The 25,337-nt window shown below is 65.2% G+C and carries 24 protein-coding genes and 2 pseudogenes; 13 read left to right on the top strand and 13 right to left on the bottom strand.

The window, feature by feature from the left end:
- Positions 1-28 precede the first annotated feature (28 nt).
- The 5 genes from G6N41_RS23265 to G6N41_RS23245 all read left to right on the top strand — a co-directional run bounded on the left by G6N41_RS23265 (position 29) and on the right by G6N41_RS23245 (position 5,406).
- Complete coding sequence (locus G6N41_RS23265) at positions 29-724, top strand: class III extradiol ring-cleavage dioxygenase family protein (RefSeq protein ID WP_198965783.1); 696 nt, start codon at positions 29-31, stop codon at positions 722-724.
- The gene (miaA, locus tag G6N41_RS23260) at positions 721-1,665 is read left to right on the top strand and encodes a tRNA (adenosine(37)-N6)-dimethylallyltransferase MiaA (RefSeq protein ID WP_020728387.1); all 945 of its coding nucleotides are present in this window, start codon (positions 721-723) and stop codon (positions 1,663-1,665) included. Before G6N41_RS23265 ends, miaA begins: the two co-directional genes overlap by 4 nt.
- Positions 1,666-1,669: 4 nt before the next feature.
- A complete protein-coding gene (dapF, locus tag G6N41_RS23255) occupies positions 1,670-2,542 on the top strand; it encodes a diaminopimelate epimerase (protein WP_020728388.1) in 873 nt (290 codons plus the stop codon).
- Positions 2,543-2,588: 46 nt separating this feature from the next.
- The gene (gene hflX / locus G6N41_RS23250; protein WP_198965782.1) at positions 2,589-4,103 is read left to right on the top strand and encodes a GTPase HflX; all 1,515 of its coding nucleotides are present in this window, start codon (positions 2,589-2,591) and stop codon (positions 4,101-4,103) included.
- Between the two features lie 142 nt (positions 4,104-4,245).
- On the top strand, positions 4,246-5,406 hold the full coding sequence (locus G6N41_RS23245) for an acyl-CoA dehydrogenase family protein (RefSeq protein ID WP_198967986.1): 1,161 nt from the start codon (positions 4,246-4,248) through the stop codon (positions 5,404-5,406).
- 28 nt (positions 5,407-5,434) lie between these two features.
- On the opposite strand, the pseudogene G6N41_RS23240 reads toward G6N41_RS23245, so the two are convergent.
- A pseudogene (locus G6N41_RS23240) lies at positions 5,435-6,621 on the bottom strand (TerC/Alx family metal homeostasis membrane protein).
- A 294-nt stretch (positions 6,622-6,915) separates the two neighbouring features.
- On the opposite strand from G6N41_RS23240, the gene G6N41_RS23235 reads away from it, so the two are divergent.
- Positions 6,916-9,213: an LGFP repeat-containing protein gene (locus G6N41_RS23235; protein WP_198965781.1), complete on the top strand. Its 2,298-nt coding sequence runs from the start codon at positions 6,916-6,918 to the stop codon at positions 9,211-9,213.
- A gap of 40 nt (positions 9,214-9,253) precedes the next feature.
- Here the strand turns inward: G6N41_RS23235 and lexA are convergent, their stop codons facing one another.
- Positions 9,254-9,988: a transcriptional repressor LexA gene (lexA, locus tag G6N41_RS23230; protein ID WP_198965780.1), complete on the bottom strand. Its 735-nt coding sequence runs from the start codon at positions 9,986-9,988 to the stop codon at positions 9,254-9,256.
- A 307-nt stretch (positions 9,989-10,295) separates the two neighbouring features.
- Here lexA and G6N41_RS23225 point away from each other — a divergent pair, with 307 nt between their 5' ends.
- The 3 genes from G6N41_RS23225 (at position 10,296) to G6N41_RS23215 (ending at position 11,979) form a co-directional block, all read left to right on the top strand.
- On the top strand, positions 10,296-10,838 hold the full coding sequence (locus G6N41_RS23225) for a hypothetical protein (RefSeq protein WP_198967985.1): 543 nt from the start codon (positions 10,296-10,298) through the stop codon (positions 10,836-10,838).
- Positions 10,839-11,000: 162 nt separating this feature from the next.
- Positions 11,001-11,465, top strand: coding sequence for a transcriptional regulator NrdR (gene nrdR / locus G6N41_RS23220; protein WP_011741151.1), 465 nt, complete (start codon positions 11,001-11,003; stop codon positions 11,463-11,465).
- Between the two features lie 28 nt (positions 11,466-11,493).
- Positions 11,494-11,979 carry a peroxynitrite isomerase gene (locus G6N41_RS23215; RefSeq protein WP_198965779.1) on the top strand — a complete coding sequence of 162 codons (486 nt, stop codon included), beginning with the start codon at positions 11,494-11,496 and terminating at the stop codon, positions 11,977-11,979.
- A gap of 9 nt (positions 11,980-11,988) precedes the next feature.
- Here the strand turns inward: G6N41_RS23215 and G6N41_RS23210 are convergent, their stop codons facing one another.
- From G6N41_RS23210 to G6N41_RS23200, 3 genes are read right to left on the bottom strand one after another with little or no spacing between them, the layout of a single operon-like run.
- On the bottom strand, positions 11,989-12,675 hold the full coding sequence (locus G6N41_RS23210) for a PhzF family phenazine biosynthesis protein (RefSeq protein WP_198965778.1): 687 nt from the start codon (positions 12,673-12,675) through the stop codon (positions 11,989-11,991).
- A gap of 45 nt (positions 12,676-12,720) precedes the next feature.
- Complete coding sequence (locus G6N41_RS23205) at positions 12,721-13,746, bottom strand: alpha/beta fold hydrolase (RefSeq protein WP_198965777.1); 1,026 nt, start codon at positions 13,744-13,746, stop codon at positions 12,721-12,723.
- A 47-nt stretch (positions 13,747-13,793) separates the two neighbouring features.
- On the bottom strand, positions 13,794-14,771 hold the full coding sequence (locus tag G6N41_RS23200) for a proteasome assembly chaperone family protein (RefSeq protein WP_198965776.1): 978 nt from the start codon (positions 14,769-14,771) through the stop codon (positions 13,794-13,796).
- 243 nt (positions 14,772-15,014) lie between these two features.
- Here G6N41_RS23200 and G6N41_RS23195 point away from each other — a divergent pair, with 243 nt between their 5' ends.
- Complete coding sequence (locus tag G6N41_RS23195; RefSeq protein ID WP_198965775.1) at positions 15,015-15,842, top strand: trypsin-like serine peptidase; 828 nt, start codon at positions 15,015-15,017, stop codon at positions 15,840-15,842.
- 7 nt (positions 15,843-15,849) lie between these two features.
- On the opposite strand, the gene sthA is transcribed toward G6N41_RS23195, so the two are convergent.
- Positions 15,850-17,256: a Si-specific NAD(P)(+) transhydrogenase gene (sthA, locus tag G6N41_RS23190; protein ID WP_085979888.1), complete on the bottom strand. Its 1,407-nt coding sequence runs from the start codon at positions 17,254-17,256 to the stop codon at positions 15,850-15,852.
- Positions 17,257-17,370: 114 nt separating this feature from the next.
- Between sthA and G6N41_RS23185 the strand changes: the two are divergent.
- Positions 17,371-18,438 (top strand): annotated as a pseudogene (locus tag G6N41_RS23185) (DUF4192 domain-containing protein).
- A gap of 1 nt (position 18,439) precedes the next feature.
- Here the strand turns inward: G6N41_RS23185 and G6N41_RS23180 are convergent.
- The 3 genes from G6N41_RS23180 to G6N41_RS23170 all read right to left on the bottom strand — a co-directional run bounded on the left by G6N41_RS23180 (position 18,440) and on the right by G6N41_RS23170 (position 20,848).
- Complete coding sequence (locus G6N41_RS23180; RefSeq protein ID WP_012393787.1) at positions 18,440-19,132, bottom strand: metal-dependent transcriptional regulator; 693 nt, start codon at positions 19,130-19,132, stop codon at positions 18,440-18,442.
- Between the two features lie 151 nt (positions 19,133-19,283).
- Positions 19,284-20,255 carry a sigma-70 family RNA polymerase sigma factor SigB gene (gene sigB, locus G6N41_RS23175; RefSeq protein WP_198965774.1) on the bottom strand — a complete coding sequence of 324 codons (972 nt, stop codon included), beginning with the start codon at positions 20,253-20,255 and terminating at the stop codon, positions 19,284-19,286.
- 164 nt (positions 20,256-20,419) lie between these two features.
- A complete protein-coding gene (locus G6N41_RS23170) occupies positions 20,420-20,848 on the bottom strand; it encodes a DUF3099 domain-containing protein (RefSeq protein ID WP_198965773.1) in 429 nt (142 codons plus the stop codon).
- 45 nt (positions 20,849-20,893) lie between these two features.
- On the opposite strand from G6N41_RS23170, the gene G6N41_RS23165 reads away from it, so the two are divergent.
- Entirely contained in the window at positions 20,894-21,133 is a 240-nt protein-coding gene (locus G6N41_RS23165; protein WP_020728402.1) for a DUF3039 domain-containing protein, read from the top strand.
- Here G6N41_RS23165 and G6N41_RS23160 read toward each other — a convergent pair whose 3' ends face one another.
- Together G6N41_RS23160 and G6N41_RS23155 are read right to left on the bottom strand one after the other, a co-directional pair.
- Positions 21,134-22,108 carry a YihY/virulence factor BrkB family protein gene (locus G6N41_RS23160; protein WP_198965772.1) on the bottom strand — a complete coding sequence of 325 codons (975 nt, stop codon included), beginning with the start codon at positions 22,106-22,108 and terminating at the stop codon, positions 21,134-21,136.
- A gap of 65 nt (positions 22,109-22,173) precedes the next feature.
- Positions 22,174-22,359 carry a DUF7455 domain-containing protein gene (locus G6N41_RS23155; protein WP_011741138.1) on the bottom strand — a complete coding sequence of 62 codons (186 nt, stop codon included), beginning with the start codon at positions 22,357-22,359 and terminating at the stop codon, positions 22,174-22,176.
- Positions 22,360-22,485: 126 nt separating this feature from the next.
- On the opposite strand from G6N41_RS23155, the gene G6N41_RS23150 reads away from it, so the two are divergent.
- Positions 22,486-22,866 (top strand): DUF952 domain-containing protein, encoded by a 381-nt coding sequence (locus G6N41_RS23150; RefSeq protein ID WP_012393791.1) that lies wholly within the window; start codon positions 22,486-22,488, stop codon positions 22,864-22,866.
- On the opposite strand, the gene G6N41_RS23145 is transcribed toward G6N41_RS23150, so the two are convergent.
- Together G6N41_RS23145 and G6N41_RS23140 are read right to left on the bottom strand one after the other, a co-directional pair.
- Positions 22,794-23,228 carry a RidA family protein gene (locus G6N41_RS23145; RefSeq protein WP_117426674.1) on the bottom strand — a complete coding sequence of 145 codons (435 nt, stop codon included), beginning with the start codon at positions 23,226-23,228 and terminating at the stop codon, positions 22,794-22,796. The genes G6N41_RS23150 and G6N41_RS23145 overlap by 73 nt on opposite strands.
- A 114-nt stretch (positions 23,229-23,342) precedes the next feature.
- Entirely contained in the window at positions 23,343-25,280 is a 1,938-nt protein-coding gene (locus G6N41_RS23140; protein ID WP_198965771.1) for a PE domain-containing protein, read from the bottom strand.
- Positions 25,281-25,337 lie beyond the last annotated feature (57 nt).

The following is a 25,337-nucleotide window of genomic DNA, read 5'->3' as shown; positions in this document are numbered from 1 at the left end:
GCGCGCGCCGAGACACTAGTTTGGTGACGTGCTGAGCGCCATCGCGATCATCCCGTCCGCGCCCGTGCTTGTCCCCGAACTGACCGGACTGGCCGGCGCCGAAGTGGCCGACCTGAGGTCGGCGGTGGTCGCAGCGGCGAGCTCGTTGCCGAACCACTGGGTTGGCATCGGGGTCGGCCCCGAAGATCAGGTAGCCGGCCCCGACGCGGTCGGGACTTTTGCGGGCTTCGGGGTAGACGTGCAGGTCCGCCTTGCCCCAGCGCTTGGCGAGCAACCGGGTCCGCCGTCCGACCTTCCGCTCTGCGCATTGCTGGCGGGTTGGGTTCGCGGTCAGATACGGCCCGCCGCCACCGCGAAAATCCAGGTCTACGCCCACGGCCGGGAATCCGAAGACGCACTGGTGCAGGGCAAGCTACTGCGCGCCGAGATCGACCGGACGGCCGATCCGGTCGGTGTGCTCGTCGTTGCCGACGGCGTCAATACGTTGACCCCAAGCGCGCAGGGCGGCTATGACCCCACCGGCGCCCCGGCCCAACTGCTCCTTGATGACGCGCTGGCCGGCGGTGACGTCGCCGCCCTGGCGCGGTTGCCCGAACGAGTGCTCGGGCGACCCGCGTTCCAGGTGCTGGCCGGCCTTTGCGGTGCCGGGCCCCGGTCGGCCACGGAGCTCTATCGCGGGGCACCTTTCGGTGTGGGGTGCTTCGTTGGTGTCTGGCAGCCATGAGACCACTGGCGATCATCGGCCCGACGGGCAGCGGAAAGTCGCAACTGGCGCTCGACGTGGCCGAGCGGCTGGCCGGCGAGGTACCCGCGGAGATCGTGAACGCCGACGCGATGCAGCTCTACCGCGGCATGGACATCGGCACCGCGAAGCTGTCGGTCGCAGCGCGCCGTGGCATCCCGCATCATCAACTCGACGTCCTCAACGTCGCCGAAACGGCGACCGTCGCCCGCTACCAGCAGGCGGCGGCGGCCGACATCGAGGCGATCATCGCGCGCGGGCATGTGCCGATCGTGGTGGGCGGTTCCATGCTCTACGTCCAGTCGCTGCTCGACAACTGGTCGTTTCCGGCAACCGATCCGGCGGTGCGGGCCAGATGGGAAGAATGTCTGGCCGAACTCGGGGTCGGCGAGCTGCACGCCGAACTGGCTCGGCGCGACCCGGCCGCCGCCGCCACGATCCTGCCCACCGACGGTCGCCGCATCGTGCGCGCGCTCGAGGTCATCGAGCTCACCGGGCAGCCGTTCGCCGCATCCGCGCCGCGCATCGGCGCCGCCCAATGGGGCACCGCGATTATCGGGTTGGATTGCGACACAAGAATTCTGGATGATCGGCTGGCGGTGCGCACCGATTCGATGTTCGAGCGGGGCCTGGTCGAGGAAGTGCGCGTGTTGCTGCGCGCGGGTCTGCGCGACGGGGTGACCGCCGCGCGTGCGCTGGGTTATGCCCAGGTGCTCGCGGCTCTCGACGCCGGCGGCGGCGCGGAGCTACTCGACGACGCACGTGAGCAGACCTATTTCGGTACCCGCCGTTACGTCCGACGGCAGCGGTCGTGGTTTCGCCGGGACCACCGAGTGCACTGGTGCGACGCCGGCGCAACCGGTCCCTCCGATCGCGTCGCCATGGTCGATGAGGCGCTGCGGGTGTGGCGGCACGTAACCTGATCTGGTGATCTTCGCCAAGGGCCACGGCACCCAGAACGATTTTGTGCTGTTGCCTGACGTGGCGGCCCGGCTGTCGCTGACCGCCGCCCAGGTTGCGGCGCTCTGCGATCGCCGCCGGGGTTTGGGCGCTGATGGCATCCTGCGGGTCACCACCGCGGATGCGGCCGTGGCGGCCGGTGTTCTGCACCGTCTGCCCGACGGTGTCAGTCGGGGCGACTGGTACATGGACTACCGCAACGCCGACGGGTCGACCGCTCAGATGTGTGGCAACGGCGTGCGAGTGTTCGCCCATTACCTGCGAGCCAGCGGGTTGGAGACGCGCGATGAGTTCGTGGTCGGGTCACTGGCCGGCCCGCGGCCGGTTACCGTGCACCACGCCGATCAGACCCACGCCGACGTCACCGTCGACATGGGCAAGGCCAACAAGCTGGGGCCGGGGGAGGCCGTCGTTGGCGGCAGGCGGTTATCCGGCGTGGCCGTTGACGTCGGCAATCCGCACCTGGCATGCCTTGATCCGGGGCTGACACCGGAGCAGCTGGCAGCGTTGGATGTGGGGGCCCCGGTGAGCTTCGATCACGCGCAATTTCCCGAGGGCGTCAACGTCGAGGTTCTCACCGCGCCGGCCGCCGGCGTGGTGTGCATGCGTGTTCATGAACGCGGCGTTGGTGAAACCCGCTCCTGCGGCACCGGCACCGTCGCCGCCGCCGTCGCCGCGCTGGCGAGCGCAGGACAGGAGACCGGCACGCTGACCGTCCGCATTCCCGGCGGGGATGTCACGGTCAACATCACCGATGCGACCAGCCTGCTGCGCGGGCCGTCGGTGCTGGTCGCCAGCGGTGAGATCAGCGAGGAATGGTGGCGCGATCTACGGCGTTAATTCAGGTGCGCGACACCCATCCACCGTGCACTATTGCTAATTGCCTATGACATATTCCGAATTTCCCGATTCCGTTCGGCGGGCTTCTCAGCCCGCCGCCGAGCCCAGCATCGGCGAGCTCGCCCTCGAAGACCGGTCCGCGCTGCGCCGCGTCGCCGGGCTGTCGACCGAGCTCGCCGACGTCTCCGAGGTCGAGTACCGACAGCTGCGACTGGAGCGTGTGGTGTTGGTCGGCGTGTGGACCGAAGGTACCGCGGCCGACAACCAGGCGAGCCTTGCGGAGCTGGCCGCACTGGCCGAAACCGCCGGTTCCCAGGTGCTCGAAGGGCTTATCCAACGTCGTGACCGGCCCGACCCGTCCACCTACATCGGCTCGGGCAAGGCCGCCGAACTCCGCGAAGTGGTGGTGGCGACCGGGGCCGACACCGTCATCTGTGATGGCGAATTGTCACCGGCCCAGCTGACCGCCCTGGAGAAGGCGGTCAAGGTCAAAGTCATCGACCGCACCGCGCTGATTTTGGACATCTTTGCCCAGCACGCGACCAGCCGAGAGGGCAAAGCCCAGGTTTCGCTGGCTCAGATGGAGTACATGCTGCCGAGGCTGCGCGGCTGGGGTGAGTCGATGTCGCGGCAGGCCGGTGGCCGAGCCGGTGGCAGCGGCGGCGGGGTCGGCTTGCGCGGCCCGGGTGAGACCAAGATCGAGACCGACCGTCGTCGCATCCGGGAGCGGATGGCCAAGCTACGGCGCGAGATCAAGGCGATGAAGCAAGCCCGCGACACTCAGCGCAGCCGGCGGCTGCACAGCGACGTGCCCTCGATTGCGATCGTCGGCTACACCAACGCCGGCAAGTCCAGCCTGCTCAACGCGCTCACCGGCGCCGGGGTCCTGGTGCAGGACGCGTTGTTCGCGACACTGGATACAACCACCCGGCGCGCGGAGTTCGATCCCGATTCCAATGGTGCGCGGCCCTTTCTGGTCACCGACACCGTCGGTTTTGTGCGCCATCTGCCCACCCAGCTGGTCGAGGCGTTTCGGTCCACGCTGGAGGAGGTCATCGACGCGGATCTGCTGTTACACGTCGTCGACGGGTCCGACCCGAACCCGCTGGCCCAGATCAACGCGGTGCGCCAGGTGATCTCCGAGGTCATCGCCGACGGGGCCACAGACGGTGGTGATGGCAGTGATGGGAGGACCGGCAGTGCCGGCGCCGAGGCGCCGCAGGAGCTGCTGGTCGTGAACAAGGTGGATGCCGCCGGTGACTTGGCATTGGCCGAGCTGTGTCACGCTCTGCCCGGCGCGCTGTTCGTCTCCGCACACACCGGCGACGGTATCGATGCGCTCTGGCGCAAGTTGGCAGAGCTCGCCGCTCCCACCGATACCGCCGTGGATGTGGTGATCCCATATGACCGCGGTGACCTGGTGGCGCGCATGCACGCCGATGGGCGGGTGCAGCAGGCGGAGCATCAGCCGGAGGGCACCCGGATCAGGGCCCGGGTGCCTGGTGCACTGGCGGCCACTTTGCGGGAGTTCGCTGCATCGTCTGCCGGGCCGGGGGAGTAACGACCGCCCGGGTTATCGCCGCAAATTCGCGTTGGCCTGCCACTTGTTGCGACCGGATGTCCGATAACGGCCCCAACAGGCCTACCAACCGTATGGTTGGTATACGGTGTGCAGCAAGATTATCTTCGGCGGAGGTCTATTCATGGGCAGTGCCATCAAGTACCAGCGCACTCTATTCGAACCTGAGCACGATCTATTCCGTGAGTCTTACCGCGGCTTTCTGGAGCGCCATGTAGCGCCATATCACGACGAATGGGAAAAGGCCAAGATCGTCGATCGCGGTGTGTGGCTTGAAGCCGGCAAACAAGGTTTCCTCGGCATGGCGGTAACCGAGGAGTACGGCGGCGGGGGCAACCCCGACTTCCGGTACAACACGATCATCACCGAGGAGACCAGCGCCGGGCGCTATAGCGGCATCGGTTTCGGGTTGCACAACGACATCGTGGCCCCCTACCTGCTGGCGTTGGCCACCGAAGAGCAAAAGCAGCGTTGGTTGCCGAAGTTCTGTACCGGGGAGTTCATTACGGCGATCGCGATGACTGAGCCGGGAACCGGCAGTGACCTGCAGGGCATCAAGACCCGCGCCGTCAAGCAGGGTGATCATTACCTGCTGAACGGTTCAAAAACCTTCATCACCAACGGGATCAACGCGGACTTGGTGATCGTGGTAGCTCAGACCGATCCCGAGAAAGGCGCCCAGGGCTTTTCGCTGCTGGTGGTCGAACGCGGGATGGAAGGCTTCGAACGGGGCCGTAATCTCGACAAGATCGGCCTGGATGCCCAGGACACCGCGGAACTGTCCTTCTCCGACGTGCAGGTGCCGGTCGAAAACTTGCTTGGCCAAGAGGGAATGGGCTTCATCTACCTGATGCAGAACCTGCCCCAGGAGCGCATCTCCATCGCCATCATGGCCGCCGCCGGGATGGAATCGGTGCTAGACCAGACGCTGCAATACACCAAGGAACGTAAGGCATTTGGCAGGTCCATCGGCAATTTTCAGAACAGTCGCTTTGTCCTGGCTGAGCTGGCCACCGAGGCCACCATGGTCCGCATCATGGTCGACGAGTTCATCGAGTTGCACCTTGACGGCAAGTTGACGGCCGAGCAGGCCGCCATGGCCAAGTGGTACTCCACCGAGAAGCAGGTGTCCTTGAACGACCGCTGCCTGCAGCTCCACGGGGGGTACGGGTACATGCGCGAATATCCAGTTGCCCGAGCCTATCTGGATTCACGGGTGCAGACGATTTACGGTGGCACAACCGAAATCATGAAAGAGATTATCGGCCGCAGCCTGGGTATCTAGCCGCACCGCGGCGTGGCTCTGACGGGTCTCACTCGCGCGCTTCGCGCGCGTTGTGGGCCTGTTGCAGCAGCGTTGTCAGCTCAGTGTCCTGCTGCACTTGGGCGCGGTGTTTCAATGGGAGTGAGCTGATTTCGTCTTCGGCCTGCAGCAGCGCTGCGAAGATCCCTTCGCGTTCGACTGGATCCGCCGGGTGATGCAGATCGAGATACTCCAGGGCGTGTCGACGGGCTCGGGCAGCGGCGTTTTCCCTGCGTCCGCGTACCGAAACCAATGACGCCACCGTTGTGAGAAGTAGGACGACGACAATCACGGTCAACGACATCGCGGTGCTCATCTCCACGGTCGTGACCGGCCTGCCCCGGTTGATGAATGCAATGGTGTTGTGATGCAACGCTTCTAGCATCAGCTTGATGCCGATGAAGCCCAGAATCGTCGCTAGACCGTAGGGCAGATAGATCAGCCGGTACAGCAGATTGTCGATCAGAAAGTAAAGTACAACTGTCGCAGACCCAACAATGAGAACGCGGTCGCGGCGAACACCAGATAGACGTTCTGGGTCAGGCCAAACAGCGCCGGCACCGAGTCGAACGCGAACAGCAAGCCGCTGCCGCCAACCTCGAGCATTACCAGAAGCAGCGGAGTCATGACCCGACTTTCGTTCTCCACGATAAAAAATCGGTCGCCGTTGTAGTTCTGGGAGGTACGCAGGAACCGATTGGCCAGGCGGATGGCGAGATTGTCGGCGTCGCGGCTTTCCGCTGCGGCGGGTTTGGCGAGGTTACCCGCCATGATCAGCAGCGTCAGACCGAACACATAGAAGGCCGCGTTGAAGTGTTCGATGAGTGCGCCACCGAGCAGGATGAAACCGGTGCGTGCGATGAGTGCGAATGCAACACCGAACAGCAAGACCTTCTGCTGAGCGACCCGTGGGACCCCGAAGCTGCTGATCACCACCAGGAAGACGAATAGGTTGTCGACAGAAAGGGCTTCGTTGCTCAAGTAGCCCGCGAAGTATTCGATCCCCATGCCGATGCTGCCGAAGATCACCACGCCGACACCGAACATGATCGCAACCCCGACGTAGATCGCTGACCATAACGCGGCTTCACGCAGCGTCGGCACGTGGGTATGACGTACGTGAAATACGTAGTCGAACAGCATCAGAGCCGCGACCATCACGATCGTGAGGGCCCAGACAATAGTGGGAACACCCATTTCCAGCCGGGTTTCCTCTCGCGGTGTAAGTCGAGTTAGGCTCGTGCGCACGGTAACCTAATCGCCGTGCGGGTAGCAGTTCGGTTCATCGCGAAAGGAGCTCGGCCCCGCATCGATTCGACATCAGCTGGGTATCCGTTTCGTAATATCTGCGAATTGACTTCGCATTTGTCATTCGTTGGAGCAAAGTAATGCGGGCCCCTGGCAGCGATGCGGATCGTAGCTAGAGGACGGCCCAAGGGTGGCGGTCCATTGAAACGCTAGGCGGGGCAGCGGCATCGGCTGGGAGGCTTGGTGAACGGGCAGAGAGGTCAATTGAGCAGGCTGATTGGGCGTGCATTGCTCAGCTTGGCGGCTTCGGTGGTGGCAGTCACGTTGCTGGCGCCTACCGCGACGGCGTCGCCGATCGGCGACGCCGAAGCCGCCATGATGGAAGCCTGGGACAAGGCCGGCGGCGATACGTCAACACTCGGTGCCCGCAAGGGCGACGTTTATCCCGTCGGTGACGGATTCGCGCTGGACTTCGACGGCGGCAAGATGTTCTTCACCCCGCAGACTGGGGCCAAGTACATGTACGGCCCGATTCTGGCGAAGTATGACGAGCTAGGCGGTCCGGTAGACAGCGATCTGGGCTTTCCGACGATTAATGAAGTCCCCGGTCTGGCCGGCCCCGATAGCCGGGTGAGCACCTTCTCCGCCAGCGACAACCCGGTGATCTTCTGGACGCCCGACCACGGGGCGTTCGTCGTGCGTGGCGCGATGAACGCCGCGTGGGACAAGCTGGGCAGCTCCGGCGGTGTATTGGGTGCCCCGATCGGGGACGCGACATTCGACGGCGAGGTCACTTCGCAGAAGTTCACCGGCGGCGAGGTGTCCTGGAACCGGCAGACCAAGGAGTTCACCACCACCCCGACGGTACTGGCCGATCAGCTCAAGGACCTGCAGGTGGCGATCGACCCCACCGCGGCCATCAATATGGCCTGGCGCGCCGCCGGCGGCGCCACCGGCTCGTTGGGCGCCAGGAAGGGCGCCCAGTACCCGATCGGCGGCGACGGTATCGCCCAGGACTTCGAGGGCGGAAAGGTCTTCTTCAGCCCGGCTACCGGTGCGAACGCGGTCGAGGGCGAGATTCTGGCGAAGTACGAGTCGCTGGGTGGGCCGGTGAGCAGCGACCTTGGTTTCCCCACCGCCAACGAGTCTGACGGCGGCATCGAGCCGGCGAGCCGGGTCGCTGCCTTCTCGGCGGCCGACAAGCCGGTGATCTTCTGGACGCCCGATCACGGCGCCTTCGTCGTGCGCGGAGCCATGAAGGTCGCCTGGGACAAGCTCAAGGGTGCCACCGGGAAACTGGGTGCACCGGTCGCCGATCAGACCGAGGCCGGCGATGTGGTGTCGCAGAAGTTCACCGGCGGCACGATTTCGTGGAACCGGGCGACCAATAGTTTCAGCACCGACCCGGCGAACCTGGCGCTGCTGCTCTCGGGCCTTCAGGTGTCCGGCCAGAATCAGCCCAGCACGTCGGCGGCGCCCCCGCACAGCAAGAAGTTCACCTGGCATTGGTGGTGGCTGGCGGCCGCCATCCCGGTGCTGCTGCTGGTGGGATTCCTCGTGGTGATGGCTGTTGGCCTGCGCCGGCGTCGCGCCGGCCAGGAGACCCACGGCTATGAGCCGGCCGAGCACGATGCGGAATCCGGCTACGACGCCATCGGTGGCCAGTGGCCCCATGACGAGTTGGACTTCGGTTCCGAACACTTCCCGCCTGATGATCACGATCTGGCGCATGCGGCGTCGGACTCCGGCGCCGGGGCCCGGGTCAGCTGGCCGCGTGGTGGTGGCCCTGCCTACGGCGAGGAGATGCCGCCCTCGTTCCACGAAGATTTCGAGCGGGACGAGTTCGCACACGAGGACTTCGAACATGAAGACTTCGAGGATGAGGACTTCGAGCACGAAAACTTCGAACACGAGGACTTCGGGGCCGATGACGAAGACCCCGACGCGGTGGACACCACACCCACCCCCGTGATCTCCATCGCCGACTTGGCCGAAGCGGTGCGGCAGGAGACCGCCGTGCCGGAAACCGCGGTCACCGAGGCCTTCGGGCTACCGCACCGGTATGTTCCGGAACCTGTCGTTCCGGAGACCGCGGCACCGGAGGCAGCGGTTCCGGAAACCGCGGTCCACGAGGACGATTTCCCGAAAAGCTTCATGCCCAGCGGTGGTACCGCAGACGCCACGACCGAGATCCGCGTGCTCCCGGAAGCGGCCGGATCGCCTCGTCTACCCAGGGCCGGACGGCACGCCGCGGCCGAAACGGCGGAGGATGACTCCGAGGACGAGGTCACCGTGCATGCTTGGCAAGCCCATGCCCCAGCGGCCGCCGCAGCTGGGCCAAGCGCGGGGGCGCGACCGACGATCCACATGCCGCTCGACCACGACCCGTACCAGGCGCCGGAGGGATATCCCATCAAGGCCAGCGCCCGCTTCGGCCTGTACTACACGCCGAGCAGTGCGCTGTACTACGACACCCTTGCCGAGATCTGGTTCGCCACCGAAGCGGCCGCGCAAGCCAACGGTTTCATCAAGGCCGACTAGAGGGCCGCACTGCCCGTGGTGGTTGGCACCCCGGGTGCCGCTATATCTTGCGGATAACCGTGACCACCTTGCCGAGCACGGTCGCGTCATTGCCGGGGATCGGATCAAAGGCGGGGTTGTGCGGCATCAGCCATATCTGGCCTCCCGCGCGCTTGAACGTCTTAACCGTCGCCTCGCCGTCGATCATCGCCGCAACGATATCGCCGTTGTCTGCGACGTTCTGCTGTCGCACCACCACCCAGTCGCCGTCACAGATCGCGGCTTCGACCATGGACTCCCCGACAACCTTGAGCAGAAACAATGTTCCCTGGCCAACCAGCTCACGCGGTAGCGGGAACACATCTTCGACGGCTTCCTCGGCCAGAATCGGTCCGCCGGCCGCGATGCGTCCCAGGACCGGGACAAACGTGGGTTCCGGCAGCGCGTCCGAACCCGCGACATCGGTGACCGGGGCGGCGGTCACCGTGTCGTCAGCGCCACGCACGTCGACGGCGCGGGGACGATTGGGGTCGCGGCGCAGATAGCCCTTGCGCTCCAGGGTGCGTAGTTGGTGCGCGACCGACGAGGTCGACGTCAAGCCGACGGCATCGCCGATCTCCCGGATGCTCGGTGGGTATCCGCGATTGTTCACCGACGTCCGGATGACGTTCAAAATGGTGCGCTGCCGCTCCGTCAACGCCGTGTCTACTGATTGCGCGCGATTGTCCGCTCCACTGGCTCCGTCGCTGGCTCCGTCACTCGCCCCGTCGACCGTGGTGTCGCTGCTGTCGCTCATGGGACTGAATGTAGCCGCACGGCGCCCAAGAATCAAACATGTGTTCGACCAGTGTGTCGCGGGGTAGTGGTATACCGCAGGTGTCCGCCGCGGCGGCTCCAACTGCTGAATCACAAAGGTGTAACTCGGCGCGGGGTCGGGTATGCGCAGCACATGGGAGTTGGTTGCGACCGGCAGGTCTTGTCGGTGGCTTGCTCTAGCGTTTTGCTCGGGCGACACGCCTCGATCAAATGTTCGGTAAATCGAACACGTGAGCGACTACAGTGTCGAACACTTGAGCGACAAACCGTCAGCCGGAGGAACGAACATGACACTCATGCAGGCAGTCCAGCCCGTCTCGCCCGCCGCGCCCGTCCGGTTGGGCACCCGTGAGGCGCGCAGGTTCATTCGGGGGCCGGTCGGGGGGGCCATCCACGAGCCTGTCACCGGCCGGGGCAGGCTGGCCACGTCGCGGCGGGTCCGCCCATCGCGCCCGGCTGTTGCCCCGCTGAGCTACCGGGGCACCGGTGTGGCGCTGTCGGCCACGGCCCATCGCCGGCGTCCCGCTTCGGTTGCGACGACGGTGGGCCTGGCGCTGCTCGCCGCGATCATCACGCTCTGGCTGGGGTTGTTCGCTTACTTCGGCGAGATGGCCAATGGCGGCTCCGCCAATATGTCACCCGTCTCATCGAGCGTGCCGGACCGGCTCGCGGTGGTCCGGGTGGACGCGGGGGAGTCGCTGCAGGACGTGGCGGCTCGAGTCGCTCCGGGCGCGCCGGTTCGACAGGTCGTCGAGCGCATCCGGGAATTGAACGCGTTGGGCTCGTCGATGCCGGCTTCCGGGCAGACGCTGATTGCGCCGGTTGGCTAGCGCACTCCGATGAACAGCGAAAACCGCTCCACATCAACGCTCCTCGGCTACCGCGGCGTCGAGCGGAGGTGGATTGCGACGGCGTTGGCAGTGCGGGGGAGCGCGCAGGTACTCTCGGAAAGGTCCGAGGTACCGCATTGTCAGGACGCCGAAGGAGCGGCCATGCATTGTCCGTTCTGCCGGCATCCCGATTCCCGGGTGATCGATTCGCGGGAAACCGATGAGGGCCAGGCCATTCGGCGTCGCCGGTCATGTCCGGAATGTGGGCGACGATTCACCACTGTCGAAACCGCCGTCCTTGCCGTGGTCAAGCGCAGCGGTGTCTCAGAACCATTCAGCCGGGAGAAAGTCATCAGCGGGGTGCGCCGGGCGTGCCAGGGGCGCCAAGTTGACGACGACGCGCTGAACCTGCTTGCCCAGCAGGTGGAGGACTCGGTTCGCGCCGCTGGCTCGCCGGAAATCCCCAGTCACGAAGTCGGCCTGGCCATCCTTGGGCCGCTGCGTGAACTCGACGAGGTGGCTTACCTGCGATTTGCATCGGTGTATCGCTCGTTCTCCTCGGCCGAGGATTTCGAGCGCGAAATCGAGGCGTTGCGCGCACACCGCCAGGTTCCGACTTCGAGCTGAGCCATTGCCGCCTCGTTAGGCTGGCCCCATGCCTGCCGACTTGCACCCGGATCTTGATGCGCTGGCCCCGCTGCTGGGCACCTGGGCGGGACAAGGTGCCGGCGAGTATCCGACGATCGAGCCGTTCGAATATCTTGAAGAGGTTGTGTTCTCTCATGTAGGCAAGCCGTTCCTGGTTTACGCACAGAAGACCAAGGCCGTTGCCGACGGGGCGCCGTTGCATGCGGAGACCGGATATCTGCGCGTGCCGAGATCGGGCCAGGTCGAGCTGGTTCTGGCTCATCCGAGTGGCATCACCGAAATCGAGGTGGGCACCTATTCGGCAAGCGGCGGGGTGATCGAGATGGAAATGGTCACCACGGCCATCGGCATGACCCCCACGGCAAAAGAGGTGACCGCGCTGAGCCGATCCTTCCGGATGGTCGGAGACGAGCTGTCCTACCGGCTGCGCATGGGCGCGGTCGGACTGCCGCTGCAACACCATCTGGGAGCCCGCTTGCGCCGAAAGTCCTGATCCGCCCGGTCAGTCGACGTGCGTCACGCCGTCGCTGACGACTCGTCCGGCAACCGCGACCCAGCCTTCGGCACTCCAGGTCGTGTTGATTATTGATCCCTTGCCCTGGGTGATGGTGAGGTCGCGGCTGAGGTAGTCGGTAAGCCGCATTGCGGCGGAACCGGTTGCTTCGTCTTCCTCGACTCCCAGGTTGGAGGCGAACATCCGCGACCGCAGTTCACCGGCGGGCTCGTCGGTCCATGTCCATAGATAGTGCGCCGTGTCATCGGCAAAGTCAGAGGGGTCGGCGGCCGCGAGGGCATCAGGGGAATCCAAGTCGTGGATAGCGAATTCGGGTGCCCACTCCGCGCGGGGGCTGATCGTGGTGAGGTCGCGGTCGTGATGCACCTGCACGAGACCGGCCGGCACCTGCAGGGTGTTCACCGGTGTTCCCTGCTCGCGCAGCCACCAGGACGCACCAACGGTCGGGTGGCCGGCGAATGCGATGTCGGTGCGGGGGGTGTAGATGGTGGCGTGTGCGGTGTGCGAGCCGGTGGCCGGAAGGTCGACGAAAACTGTTTCGCTGTAGGCCAATCGGCTCGCCAGATGCTGCCGGTCACGGGGTTCAACCTTGCTTGCGTCGACCACCCCGAGTGGATTCCCGAAGTTGCCGGTTGGATCGGTGAAGACCCGCAACACCGTTAAGTCGATGCCCATGGCCCGACTCTACGACGCCCTCCTAGGCGTCGGCATACGGGCTGGTCAGGTGGCGCTGCGTTCGTCAGAACCCATGGCGCTGAGCACCGCCACGCGGGTGTCGGCCGGGCCCGAAACGGTTCGTTCACCGCCGCCGGTGCGCAGCAGTTCCCGAAGCGCCGCTTGATCGTATTCGGGAGGCTGGGTGCTGTCGATGAAGCGCAGGACGATGTCGATAAAACGAGCGGGGTCGTCGTGGAACGGGAAATGTCCGGATCCCTCGAAGACCTCGAGTTTGGATCCTGGCATGGCCGCGTGTGCCATTTCGGCGTGGCGGACCGGGACCACGGCATCTCGACTGCCCCAGATGATCTGTACCGGGATGGCCTGGGTCAAGTAGCAGCGATCGAGCATCGTGACGATCTGGCCGCGCCAGTCGACCACGGCCCGCAATGTGCGGGTGAAAGCCGACGAGGCCGTTGGTTCGGGGAGGTCGTCGAGTATTCGCAGCACATTGGGAAGGTCTTGCCCGAGCGCGGTGGAGCCGAGTGCCATGCCCAACACTTTGCCGGCGAGCTGAACCGTCGGCAGGACCATGGGCAGCCGCAACAACGCCAACGCCTCGGCACCCATCGGCAGCGAGGCCAAACGGAAGACGACGTTGACATCCTTGGTAACTCCACCGGCCCCGACCAGAATGAGTCGGTCCACCAACTGTGGGAACTGGTACGCGAATTGCATGGCAACGCCGCCGCCGAGCGAATGGCCGATGATGGTCACTCGCTCGATGTCAAGCACGCTGAGCAGGTCGCGCATGCCGTTGGCATAGGCCGCGATCGAGTAGTCGGCGCGCGGCTTGTCGGACCTTCCGTGCCCCAGCAGATCGGGGGCGATGACGGTGAACCGCTGGGCGAGCTTGGCGTGAATACCGGTCCAAGTGGTGGAATTGTCGCCAATCCCGTGGATTAGCAGGATCGCGGGACCTGACCCGGCGATCCGGAACGCTCGCTTGTATCGGTGGATGGTGCGGAACTGAAGCGACGGCGCAGTCACTTCCCGCACCGGGCGAAGATTGCGCTTGCGCTCGGTCATCTCGGCAACCTCATTGTCTGGCCGACTGGGGCGTATTTTTGGGGGCGTTATGGCTGGTCGTCGTCGTCGAACTTCTTCTCTGCCTGCTGGGCCAAGAATCGTTCGAACTCCGCGCCCAGCTCGTCGCCACTAGGCAGATCCTCGTCGCGCGTTAGCAGTGATCTGTTTTCCTGGGCGTCGATGAACGCATCGTACTGGCGCTCGAGGGCTGCCACCACTTGAGCGACTTCCGCGCTTGCCTGAACTTGCTCATCGATCTTGGCTCCGACCTGCGTCGATGCGGCTGTTAGTGCGGCTAGAGGAAGGTCCAGTGAACCGGTCTTGGCCACCTGTTCCAGCAGCGCCTGCGCGGCCGCGGGGTAGTCGGTTTGGGTGAGGTAGTGGGGGACGTGCACGGTGAATCCGACGACCTCGTGGCCATGCTGGGCCATCCGGTACTCCAACAGGTTGGATGCGCTCGCCGGAACCTGGATTTCGGAAATCCACGGTTGGAAGTCCGCGATGAGCTCCGGGTTGTTGGAGTGAGCGGTCATCGTGACGGGACGCGTGTGCGGGACGGCCATGGGAACGGTGCCCAATCCGATGGTCTGGCGCACCCCCAGCCGCTCGGCCAGCAGGCGAACAGCGGTGATGAACCGCTCCCATTTCAGGTCGGGTTCCATCCCGGCCAACAGCAGAAACGGTGTGCCGACACTGTCACGCAGTGCGTAAAGGCTCAGCTCTGGATCGTCATACTTGGTGAAGTGGTCGGTCTTGAACGTCATCAACGGTCGCCGTGAGCGATAGTCCAATAACTCGTCGATGGCGAACGACGCGACCAGCTCGGTGTCCAAGCCATCCTTGAGGTGGGTGGCGGCTAGCCGGATCGCATGACCGGCGTCGGAGAAGCCCTCCAAAGCGTGCACCAACACCGGACCGCGGCCATCGGACGTCGACAACTGGGGCGCGGGGAACTCGAGCTCATACATGCCGGATTGGCCCGGCTGGTAGTCCTGCGCCTCGCCTGGGTCTTGGTCATGCGTCATGGGTGTTGCCTCCTCTCGGGGGTCGGACCAGGGTGCCTTGATCAGTGTCTCGCAAATCAGTGGGCACCAGTGATCCAATTACAAACTCGTTTGTTCGTTTCATACATAACGCGCGAGCGCACGGCTGTATTCGCTGTCGCCGGCGTCATGCGGTGGCGCGGGTTGCTGACAAGTGTATTGGCGAGGTGAAAGCGATCCGCATCCGCTTGCCGCCCGGCGGTGGGGCCAGACGGGTCAAGATGGGTGTCGATGCGCAACCTGGCTGCGGTGATTTGCTTGTGGGGCGGCCTGGCGCTGCTACTGAGTTGCTGCGGGCGGCCAACCAGCCAAGCCCCCAGCGCCGGTGAGCGGTCTGAGCAAACTTCCTTGCCCGGGCAGCGGTCCAGCCCGCCCGCCAACCAGGCCGCGGTCGCCGTCCCGGTGGATCCGGACCCGCGGGTGGGCGCTATCTTTCTCTTTGACGGGCCGGTGCACATCTGCACGGGCGCGGTGTTGCATTCGACCAGCGGTGACCTCGTCCTGACCGCCGCGCATTGCCTCCTGGGCGGTCACACGGCGGCGTCCTTCATCCCCGGATTCGGCGGCGCCGACCCGCCGCCGTCGAGATGGAAGATCGACCAGGTCTATTTCGATCCACGCTGGATCGCCAACCAGGATCCGCGCGCCGACTACGCGATCGCGCGCGTCAGCGGCGATGGATCGCTGCAAGCACGGGTCGGCTCCGCGCTGCTGTTGGGCCGGGCCCCGGCGCGGGGCGCCCCGGTGACCGTCAGCGGCTACCCGGCGGGTCTGGATGACACGCCCATCGCCTGTTCGGCGAACACCGAGGTCACCGAGGGCGGGTTTCCGGAATTGTCATGCGACGGCCTGGTGGCCGGCACCAGCGGGGCGCCCTGGGTCAGTGCTGGGACCGTCACTGGGGTAATCGGTGGTCTAGAAGGCGGTGGCTGCACCGAGAGCGTCTCGTATTCGGCACCGTTGGACGAACACGCCGCTGCTCTTCTGGTTCGTGCCGAAGCCGGCGGACCCGGCGACGACCCGCCAGTCGAGTTCGACGACGCGTGCTTGTGAGGCCCGATCAGCGGCGGAACTGGTTGAGCGCCCGGACCTTGTTCATCACGTCGAGCGCGGCCACCTTGTAGGCCTCGGAGAAGGTCGGATAGTTGAACACCGCCTCGACCAGGTACTCGACTGTGCCGCCGCAGCCCATGATGGCCTGCCCGATGTGCACCATCTCGGTGGCGCTGGTGCCGAAGATGTGCACGCCCAGCAGGGTGAGATCTTCGGTGGAGACCAGCAGCTTGAGCATGCCGTAGGAGTCGCCGGCGATCTGACCGCGGGCCAGCTCGCGGTAGCGTGCCACGCCCACCTCGTAGGGGATCGAGTTCTTGGTCAGCTCCACCTCGGTGGCCCCGACGTAGGAAATCTCGGGGATGGAGTAGATGCCGATCGGCTGCAGTTCGGTGATGCCGTCGGTGGGTTCGCCGAATGCGTGGTAGGCGGCGAGACGGCCCTGCTCCATCGATGTTGCGGCTAGGGCCGGGAAGCCGATGACGTCGCCCACTGCGTAGATGTGTTCGACCTTGGTCCTGAACTTGTCATCCACCCAGATCCGCCCGCGACCTTCGACCTCGAGTCCGGCGTTGGCCAGATCCAGGTGGTCGGTCTGGCCTTGGCGTCCGGCGGAGTACATGACCGTTTCGGCGGGGATCTGCTTGCCGCTGGCCAGGGTGGTGACCGTTCCCGCTGAGCCGACGTCGACCGCGGTCACCTCTTCGCCGAACCGGAATGTCACCGCCAGATCGCGCAGGTGGAATTTCAGCGCTTCGACGACCTCGGGATCGCAGAAGTCGAGCATGTTGTCCCGCTTCTCGACGACGGTCACCTTGGTGCCCAGCGCGGCGAACATCGACGCGTACTCGATCCCGATCACCCCGGCGCCCACCACGACCATCGAGGCCGGCAGCGACTTGAGATCCAGGATCCCGTCGGAGTCGAGGACCTTGTCTTCGTCGAACTCGACCCCGGATGGCCGGGCCGGCCTGGTGCCGGTGGCAATGACGATGTAATCGCCTGTCACCGTGGTCTTTTCCCGGTGTGTCTGGTCTTCGACCACGATGCTGTGCGGGTCGACGAAGCGGCCATGGCCGACGATCAGGTCGACCCGGTTGCGCATCAGCTGGCTACGCACCACGTCGACTTCCTTGCCGATCACGTGCTGAGTCCGTGCCAGCAGGTCGGCGGGGGTGATTCGGTCCTTGACGCGGTAGCTGGCTCCGTAGAGTTCGCGCTGGTTCATGCCGGTGAGGTAAAGCACCGCCTCGCGCAACGTCTTTGACGGGATGGTGCCCGTATTGACGCATACCCCGCCCAGCATGCGGCCGCGCTCGATGATCGCGACGGATTTACCCAATTTGGCCGAGGCGATGGCGGCCTTCTGGCCGCCAGGCCCAGAACCAATAACCACCATGTCGTATTCGCGCATCGACCCCATGGAATAGACAGTAGAACGCACAGTGGGCAATTCGTCCACAGGAGGGCAGTTGGGTCGCCTGGTGTGTGCACCGGCTGACGGTGTGCAGGGCCAGCGTTGAGGCCTATGACGAAGCATCGATCTGAATTTGAACTGAATCGTCCTGCCGCACTTATTGCGGCGCTTCCGGCCATTCTCTGATTCGTGCCGGAAAAGTCTCTGGTCTTGGTATCGCTGGATGACGGCGAACTGGGTTCGGTGCTACGCGCCGACTTGTCCGAGGACCTTGTTGACCGGGTCGAGCATCTCGCCGAGGTCGCGGGAGCGGCCGATCCGCAGGCTGCCATCGCGGTGATCGTCGACGAGGGCGGCGCGCAGTGCCCGGCGTGCAACGAGGTGTACCGGCGAGTGTGCGCGGCGCTCGCCGAGGCGCTCTCGCAACACAACGTGGTGCTGCGGGCGGCGCATGTGGTGGACCAGATCGCGGTGGGCGGACGCTGGCATTGCGTCGATGGGTGCGGCTCTAGCGGGCTGATCGACGACCCGGCGGCGTCGCCGCTGGCCGTTGCGGCTGTGTTGGACGGGCGCCGTCTCTACCCACGGCGTGCCGACCTGCAAGCCGTCGTCGAGCTGGACGAGTCGGCGCGTGCCGGCGAGTTGGCCGGGGCGCTCGCCGAACACGCGGCCGAGCGGGAGATCTCCCACCGGGCCGACCCGTCGCGATGCGCCCGCCGGGACGTCGAGAGCGCGATGGCCGCCGCCGCGCGGGTTGCCGACGGGCAATCTCTGTCGGAGGTGGAGCTGGCGAGGCTGGGATGCGCGCTGACCGACGTTCAGGTCCGCGACACGCTGTATGCCTTTGCCGTCGGTGAAAACGCGGATGAGGCCGAATCCTTGTGGGGCGTGCTGGCGCGGGCGCTCCCGGCGCCATGGCGGGCCGAAGCGCTGGTCTTGCTCGCGTTCAGCGCCTATGTGCGCGGTGATGGACCGCTGGCCGGGGTTTCGTTGGACGCGGCGCTGCGCTGCGCGCCAGGACATCGCATGGCCGGCATGCTGGACACGGCGCTGCAGTCCGGTCTGCGCCCCGAGCACATCCGTGACCTCGCGGTCACCGGTTACCGGCTGGCAAAGCAGCTGGGGGTGCAGTTACCTCCGCGGCGGGCATCGGGTCCCTACGGTCGATGCGCCGGCTAGGTCAGACCTTCTCGACCTTGACCGCGTGTGCCATCGCGTGGGGCAGGGTCACGTTCTCGTGTCCCGGGATGAGGATGGTCACCCCGCCGGCCGGGCTGGTTTCGACGGTCACGCGCGCGTTGGGTACCACGCCGGCGTCCTTGAGCCGGCTGATCAAGTCGATATCGCCCTGAACGTGCTCGGTGAGCTGGCGGACGACCACCGCGACCGGTGATCCCGACGGCAATTCGGTCAACCGCACCAAGTTGGCTTCGTAGGAGTCGGACTCCGGTCCCACACCGAGGTCAAGCAGACCCGGAATCGGATTGCCGAAGGGGGAGGTGGTGGGGTTGTTGAGCACCTTGACCAGACGCCGTTCGACGTCTTCGCTCATCACGTGCTCCCACCGGCATGCCTCGGCGTGCACCTCTTCCCACGGCAACCCGATGACATCGACGAGCAAACGTTCGGCCAAGCGGTGCTTGCGCATCACCGCGACCGCCAGGGCCCGGCCCTTGTCGGTCAATTCGAGGTGGCGGTCGCCGGCGACGCGCAGTAACCCGTCACGCTCCATCCGCGACACGGTCTGGCTGACGGTGGGCCCACTTTGCTCGAGCCGCTCGGCGATCCGGGCGCGCAATGGGGTGACACCCTCTTCTTCGAGGTCATAGATCGTCCGCAGATACATTTCGGTGGTATCAACCAAGTCGTTCATTCAGCATCCTCCGTTGCCGCCGAGTCTACTTGGCCAGCTGCTTGCATGGTCTGCCAAAACACCCCACCGCAGCAGTGTGCCCGCCGCGTATAGCGGCGGGCACACCGTCTCGTACCTAGCCTCTCAACCTAGCGGGCAACGGGCTGACTACTCAACTGGCGTATGAGCGCAGCCGGTCGGCGCGTTCGCCGTGGCGCAGCTTGCACATCACGTCCCGCTCGATCTGACGTACCCGCTCGCGGGAAAGACCGAACAGTTTGCCGATCTGGTCCAGGGTGCGCGGCTGGCCGTCATCGAGGCCAAAGCGCAGCCGGATCACCTGATGCTCACGCTCGTCGAGGGTGGCCAGCACGCTGCGGATGTCGGTGTGCAGCAGTTCGGCGATGACCGCGTTCTCCGCGGACATGGCCTCAGCATCTTCGATGAAGTCGCCCAGCGGGGCCTCTTCCTCCGAACCGACCGGCATGTCCAGGCTCACCGGGTCGCGGCTGTGCTCCAACAGGTCGTTGATCTTCTCGACGGGAATGCCGGATTCGGCGGCGAGTTCCTCGTCGGTGGCTTCGCGGCCCAGATTCTGGTGCATCTCACGCCTGATCCGGGCCAGCTTGTTGACCTGTTCGACCAGGTGGACCGGCAGCCGAATGGTGCGGCTCTGGTCGGCCATGCCGCGGGTGATGGCTTGACGGATCCACCAGGTGGCGTACGTCGAGAACTTGAATCCCTTTGTGTAGTCGAACTTCTCCATCGCGCGGATCAGGCCCAGGTTGCCCTCCTGGATAAGATCCAGCAACGGCATGCCCCGACCCGTGTAGCGCTTGGCCAACGACACCACCAGCCGCAGGTTCGCTTCCAGTAGGTGGCGGCGCGCTTCCGTGCCATCGCGCACCACGGCGGCGAGTTCGCGTTTGCGGTTGTCGCCGAGGCGCTTGCGGGTTGTCAACAGATGCTCCGCGTAGAGCCCGGCCTCGATGCGCTTGGCGAGTTCCACCTCGCCCTCGGCGTTGAGCAACGCCGTCTTGCCGATGCCGTTCAGATACACGCGCACCAAGTCCGCTGCAGGGCTTTGAGCGTCCAGATCGCTGTCAACCCGGCCTACGATGCCCCTTGCTATGGGCTGTGCCATTTCGCCCTCCCGATCGGCTTGTGCTGTCATGAGGATTAACGACAGGTTCCACCGCAGAGTTCCCGCGCAGCTGTCATCTCACACCCCGTGACGTGCAGGAATGTGCCGCCGAACTGAGAATTTCCTGAGAAATGTGTCGCCGGGTCGGTTGACCGGAACCCGGACTAGCCCCGCTCGTCGAAGCGCTGCGCGTCCCACCGTGGCGCGGGGTCTTCCAGCCCGTCGTCCAACGCCAACCGCTCAGCGGTGGGGAACAGGGGGGTATGCCGCCGGGCGTCGTCGAAGCGGCGGGGCTCATCGGAGCTACGCGGCGGCCGGTCGTTGGCGATGAGTACGGCCATCCATGGCAACGGCACCGAAGCGGCCACGATCAGCAGTGAAATCAAACCGTTGTGCCGCAGGCCGTAGGCGATCGCGGCAAGGATCAGCGCCGGGATCCGAAAGGCCATCAGGGTCAGGTACTTGCGCACTCGCGCTCGGTGCTGCACCTCGTAGGAGGGCGCAGCGCTGGTGATCAACACTGGGCGTTGCTTGTCGTCGAAGTCGTCGAAGCTCAACTCCGAGTCTCGCGTCATACCTCCACTCTCCCACATCCGGTGGATTCCGGCAGGAGCCAGTCAGGAGGCACAATGTCATACATGGAGACGCAGACGATCGAACGTCCCGATACCGAAGAACGCGTCGACGACGGGACCGGCAGCGACACCCCCAAATTCTTCCACTACGTCAAGAAAGACAAGATCGCCGAGAGCGCGGTCATGGGCAATTACGTGGTGGCGTTGTGCGGTGAGGTCTTTCCGGTGACTCGGGCGGCCAAGCCGGGCTCGCCGGTCTGCCCGGATTGCAAGCAGATCTACGAACAGCTCAAGAGGGACTGATCAAGACGGCGGGTCGACCGCGGTGTTGGACTGCGGTGACTCCGAATCCGCGGACCCGGTGGCCGCAGCCGTGCGTGCTCGCAGCCAATTGCGCAGCCGGTGCGCGTGGGTTGCCGGTGCCGGCCATTCCTCTTGGATGGCGGCGTTGAGTTCGGCGCCGATCATGACCGCAAAACCGCCGAAGAACGCGAACAGCAGGAAAGCGATCGGGGTGGACAGCGCACCGTAAGTATAGCCGGTGTGAGTGATCCATCCCAAGTAGAACCGCAGCCCCAACGTGGCGATGAGAAACACCGCCATCGCCAGCACGGCACCCAGGATGAGTCGATGGGTCGGCAGCGGCACCGGCAGCGATACTCGGTACAAGATGATCACCCCGACGGTCAGTACCGCGATCAGGGCCGGGTAGTAGCCGAAGTGCATGAGGTTGGACATGCTGTCAGGGATGTGTTCGCTCACCTTGCGCGGGCCCATCACCGCCACTGGCGCCGAGATGACGATGAACAGCAATCCCACGACGTAGAGAAAGAGTGCGAAGAACCGCTGGCGCACCGGATGACGCAGGGGAGTCTGGTCATGGGCCTCGACGATGGCATCGACGTAGGACGAGATCGCCGATGACCCCGCCCACAGCGAGATCAGGAAACCCACCGATACCACTTCACCACGAGCGTTGGCGGTGATGTCGCGGATGGTGGGTTCAATGATCTCGTCGACCACGCTGGGGGAGAAGAAGCGGTGGGTCATCGAGATGATCGTTTTTTCGATCGCGGGCAACGTGTCCTGCCCGAACAGCGGAGCCACGTAAGCCAAACTGCCCAAAATTCCCAACAGCAGCGGCGGCAGCGACAGCGCCGACCAGAAACCCGCTTGCGCCGACTCGGAAAAGATCGAGTCGTCCCAACTCTTGGAGAGGGTTCTTAAACTAATACGCCAGATGTGATGGCGGGACGGCTTGGGGACTTGGTCGCTCATACCAGTCCAGCATTACCGAAGACTGCTCGGTCAGCCGACGTTGGCTCCGGGCTGGCTCGGTGCATCTAGTCGCCGCTGACCTCCAGCACTGCGGCTAGCTCGAGCAGCTTGGCCTCATGCTCGTTGGCGTGATGCTGGCAGAAGAGAAGTACGGCTCCAGAAGGCAGCTTCGCACGCACCCGCGCTGCTGCACTGCAGCGGTCGCAGCGGTCTGCTCTAGTCAATTCGGGACTGGTCAGAGTTGCGTTCATGGCTTCTCCGTTCCTGGCGTGAGTTCACTCTGTCAGACGTATGGGGATTTCGCCTTGTTCCCCGACCGCTGTGAGGTGTGTCGTTTCTCACGAGTTTTTGACCTGCGGGTCGGGCAAGCTGACGGTATGTCTGCGACGGTCGGTTCGCTGGTGCACATGTGCGGTGCCGAGGAGTGGTTGCACGCTCGTCACCATGGGTGCATAACGCCACAACCTGGTGCCGAGTTCATCCACCTGTCGACGCCCGAACAGGTGCACCTTCCGGCGAATCGACTGTTCCACGGCCGTCCAGACTTGGTTCTGCTCCACATCGACCCTGCTGCGCTGCAGTCACCGGTGCGGTGGGAACCAGGCGTTCCAACGGATCCGGCCTCGATGCTATTCCCGCATTTGTATGGGCCGCTGCCGGTGCAGGCGGTGGTCGGGGTGACCGCCTACCGGCCAGGCCCCGACGGCACCTTCGGGTCGGTCTCGGGGCTTGGCTGCCCGCCTGGCGACTGCACGTAGGCGTCGGCTTCGATCTCGACCAGCAAGTCGGGCGCGATGAGTGCGGAGACCTCGACCATGGTGGCTACCGGACGGGTGTGGCCGAAGACCTGCGCATGCACGTCGCCGACTTCGCGCCACCGTGAAATGTCGGTCACGTAGATCCGGGTGCGGATCACATCGGCGAGGCTGGCCCCGGCATCGGTGAGTGCGACCTCGATGCGCCGCAGGGCGTCTCGGGTTTGCGCGGCGATGTCACCGGCCGGGCCATTGCCGGTCGTTCCGGCCACCGCGACATGGGGGCCGATGCGAACTGCGCGCGAGTAACCGACGGCCGACTCGAAATCCGATTCCGACGAAATGATGGTGCGGCTGGTTGACATGCGCGTCACAGTAGGACCTCAGTGGCACTGAGTGCAGCTCAATTTCTTGAGCCGCAGTTCAAGCCGATGCAGCGGGAGGGCAGGCCGAGATGTGTTGGCAGGCCGCGGCCGGGCTCAGGAGTTGCTGGCGTACTGCTCGAAGATCTCGGAGAACTCGAAGGGCGTCTGTTCCACTCCGCTGCCGTTGTTGTTCGATACCCCGATATCGCCCGTCTGGTCGCGCGGAAGCTGCCACATCGACAGTTGGCCGATGTTGTTGTCCTGCGCGAGCGAGGCCAACGTTTGGGCGTCGGCGAGGGTGAAGATTTCGCTGGTGTCATCGTTGACGCCGATCATGGGCGTCACGCCGAGCATGGCCCACGCCTGATCGCTGCTGAGCGAGGGATACAGCGTCATCAGCTGACCATGAGTGGCGGTCGCGGCGTCGATTGCCGCGGTGCCCATCTGGGTGGTGCCGTCGTAGTAATCCATCGCCATGATGTTCACTGTCGACACGTTCACGCCACTGCTGATCGCGGCATTGATCGGCGCCATGCCCTCAGCGGTCAGACCCGAGGGCGCCACCGGAACGGTGTAGGAGACCGTTACCGGGGTCCCGTTGGCCGTGCCCCACGCCTGGGAGAGCGCGATCGCCTGGGCCTGCAACGTCAGTGCCGAGCTGTTGGTCAGAATGGCGCCTTCGTCGTCGAAGTCGATGCTGTAGATCCCATAGGTGATCATCACCTCTTGATACTGCGCGGCCAACTGGGCGGCGGTGAGAGAGTTGTTCGCGGCGTACACAGCGAGCGGGGTGCCGGCCTGGCCACCGAAGGAGATGGTCCCGTTGATGCCGGCGTTGGTCATGTTGGTGATCTTGTTCTCGATGTAGGAGATTTGGGAGCCGCCGGTGACGTCGTAGGCGTTGTACCCACCCCAAGCAGCTTGGCCATTTGTGGTGTCGGCGGTGATGAACGCGAGCGTGACGTCTGTGATGCCCGCGTTGGCGGCGTCCGAGAAGTTGTATCCGGATCCATCCGGGTAGGGCCACAGCGTGATGTCGACGTAAGGCTTGTACACCCCGGTAGAGCCTGTCCCGGTGATGCCGGCACTGCCGTTGCTGCCGTTAAGGCCATTGTGACCGCCGGTGCCGCCCAGCAGCGCGTGGTTGACGCCGCCGGTACCGCCCACGCCACCCTGGCCACCGAGCCCGCCGCCCGCGCCGCCGGCACCGCCGTTGCCGCCGTTTCCGCCAGTGCCGCCGGTACCGCCCAACAGCGCCTGGTTGGCCCCGCCGGCCCCGGCATCACCTCCAGCAGCGCCGATGCCGCCGAACCCGCCGCCTCCGCCGGTGCCGCCGGCGCCACCGGTCCCGTCTAGTGAAAGAAGCTGACGGTTGGCCCCGCCGATGCCACCGGCACCGCCGGTACCACCGGCGATGTCGCCGCCTGGGGCGCCAGTGCCACCGGCGCCACCGTTACCGCCTCCGATCAGCCCATTGGCTCCGCCGGCGCCACCGTTACCGCCAGGCCCGCCGGCGATAGTGGCGTCCCCGCCGACGCCCCCGTCGCCCCCGCGGCCCCACAGCCCCGCCGATCCACCGGCCCCGCCGGCGCCGCCGGGCGCACCCGAGCCGCCATTGCCTCCATTGCCCCACAGCCATCCGCCGTCACCGCCGTTTTGCCCGGTGCCCGGGGATCCGTTGGCTCCATCGCCGATCAGCGGGCGCCCCGTCAGCGCCTGGCTAGGGGCGTTGATCACCGCCAGTAAGCTCTGCTCGAGATTCTGCAGCGGCGAGGTGCTGGCTGCTTCGGCTGCCGCGTAGGCGCCACTCAATGTCTCGACAAACTGGTCATGAAAGGCCGAGGCCTGCGCACTGAGCGTCTGAAACTGCTGGGCATGGCCGCTGAAGAACCTTGCGATCGCCGCCGAGACCTCGTCCTGTGCCGCGGCCAACACCTGCGTTGTCGAGGGCGCAGCCGTCAAATTCGCCGACCGAATGGCGATGCCGATCCCGGCCAGGTCCGACGAAACCGTGGTCAGAGCCTCGGGCGTGGCGAACACATAGGACGGCATGGGCGACCTCCCGGGGAGCGTCAGTACTGCCAAAGAACACGATGTGTACGCCGAACA

It is taken from the genome of Mycobacterium shottsii, assembly GCF_010728525.1.
In the GTDB taxonomy this organism is placed as follows: Bacteria; Actinomycetota; Actinomycetes; order Mycobacteriales; family Mycobacteriaceae; genus Mycobacterium; species Mycobacterium marinum.
The sequence above is the reverse complement of the archived record's forward strand: the minus strand, read 5'-3'. Positions and strand labels throughout refer to the sequence as shown.

Bases quoted from the DNA above. Each gene is read 5' to 3' on its own strand.
- miaA (WP_020728387.1), top strand. From the start codon at position 721: ATGAGACCACTGGCGATCATCGGCCCGACGGGCAGCGGAAAGTCGCAA.
- hflX (WP_198965782.1), top strand. From the start codon at position 2,589: ATGACATATTCCGAATTTCCCGATTCCGTTCGGCGGGCTTCTCAGCCC.
- G6N41_RS23245 (WP_198967986.1), top strand. From the start codon at position 4,246: ATGGGCAGTGCCATCAAGTACCAGCGCACTCTATTCGAACCTGAGCAC.
- lexA (WP_198965780.1), bottom strand. From the start codon at position 9,988: ATGAGCGACAGCAGCGACACCACGGTCGACGGGGCGAGTGACGGAGCC.
- G6N41_RS23225 (WP_198967985.1), top strand. From the start codon at position 10,296: ATGACACTCATGCAGGCAGTCCAGCCCGTCTCGCCCGCCGCGCCCGTC.
- nrdR (WP_011741151.1), top strand. From the start codon at position 11,001: ATGCATTGTCCGTTCTGCCGGCATCCCGATTCCCGGGTGATCGATTCG.
- G6N41_RS23215 (WP_198965779.1), top strand. From the start codon at position 11,494: ATGCCTGCCGACTTGCACCCGGATCTTGATGCGCTGGCCCCGCTGCTG.
- G6N41_RS23210 (WP_198965778.1), bottom strand. From the start codon at position 12,675: ATGGGCATCGACTTAACGGTGTTGCGGGTCTTCACCGATCCAACCGGC.
- G6N41_RS23205 (WP_198965777.1), bottom strand. From the start codon at position 13,746: ATGACCGAGCGCAAGCGCAATCTTCGCCCGGTGCGGGAAGTGACTGCG.
- G6N41_RS23200 (WP_198965776.1), bottom strand. From the start codon at position 14,771: ATGACGCATGACCAAGACCCAGGCGAGGCGCAGGACTACCAGCCGGGC.
- sthA (WP_085979888.1), bottom strand. From the start codon at position 17,256: ATGCGCGAATACGACATGGTGGTTATTGGTTCTGGGCCTGGCGGCCAG.
- G6N41_RS23180 (WP_012393787.1), bottom strand. From the start codon at position 19,132: ATGAACGACTTGGTTGATACCACCGAAATGTATCTGCGGACGATCTAT.
- sigB (WP_198965774.1), bottom strand. From the start codon at position 20,255: ATGGCACAGCCCATAGCAAGGGGCATCGTAGGCCGGGTTGACAGCGAT.
- G6N41_RS23170 (WP_198965773.1), bottom strand. From the start codon at position 20,848: ATGTGGGAGAGTGGAGGTATGACGCGAGACTCGGAGTTGAGCTTCGAC.
- G6N41_RS23165 (WP_020728402.1), top strand. From the start codon at position 20,894: ATGGAGACGCAGACGATCGAACGTCCCGATACCGAAGAACGCGTCGAC.
- G6N41_RS23160 (WP_198965772.1), bottom strand. From the start codon at position 22,108: ATGAGCGACCAAGTCCCCAAGCCGTCCCGCCATCACATCTGGCGTATT.
- G6N41_RS23155 (WP_011741138.1), bottom strand. From the start codon at position 22,359: ATGAACGCAACTCTGACCAGTCCCGAATTGACTAGAGCAGACCGCTGC.
- G6N41_RS23150 (WP_012393791.1), top strand. From the start codon at position 22,486: ATGTCTGCGACGGTCGGTTCGCTGGTGCACATGTGCGGTGCCGAGGAG.
- G6N41_RS23145 (WP_117426674.1), bottom strand. From the start codon at position 23,228: ATGTCAACCAGCCGCACCATCATTTCGTCGGAATCGGATTTCGAGTCG.
- G6N41_RS23140 (WP_198965771.1), bottom strand. From the start codon at position 25,280: ATGCCGTCCTATGTGTTCGCCACGCCCGAGGCTCTGACCACGGTTTCG.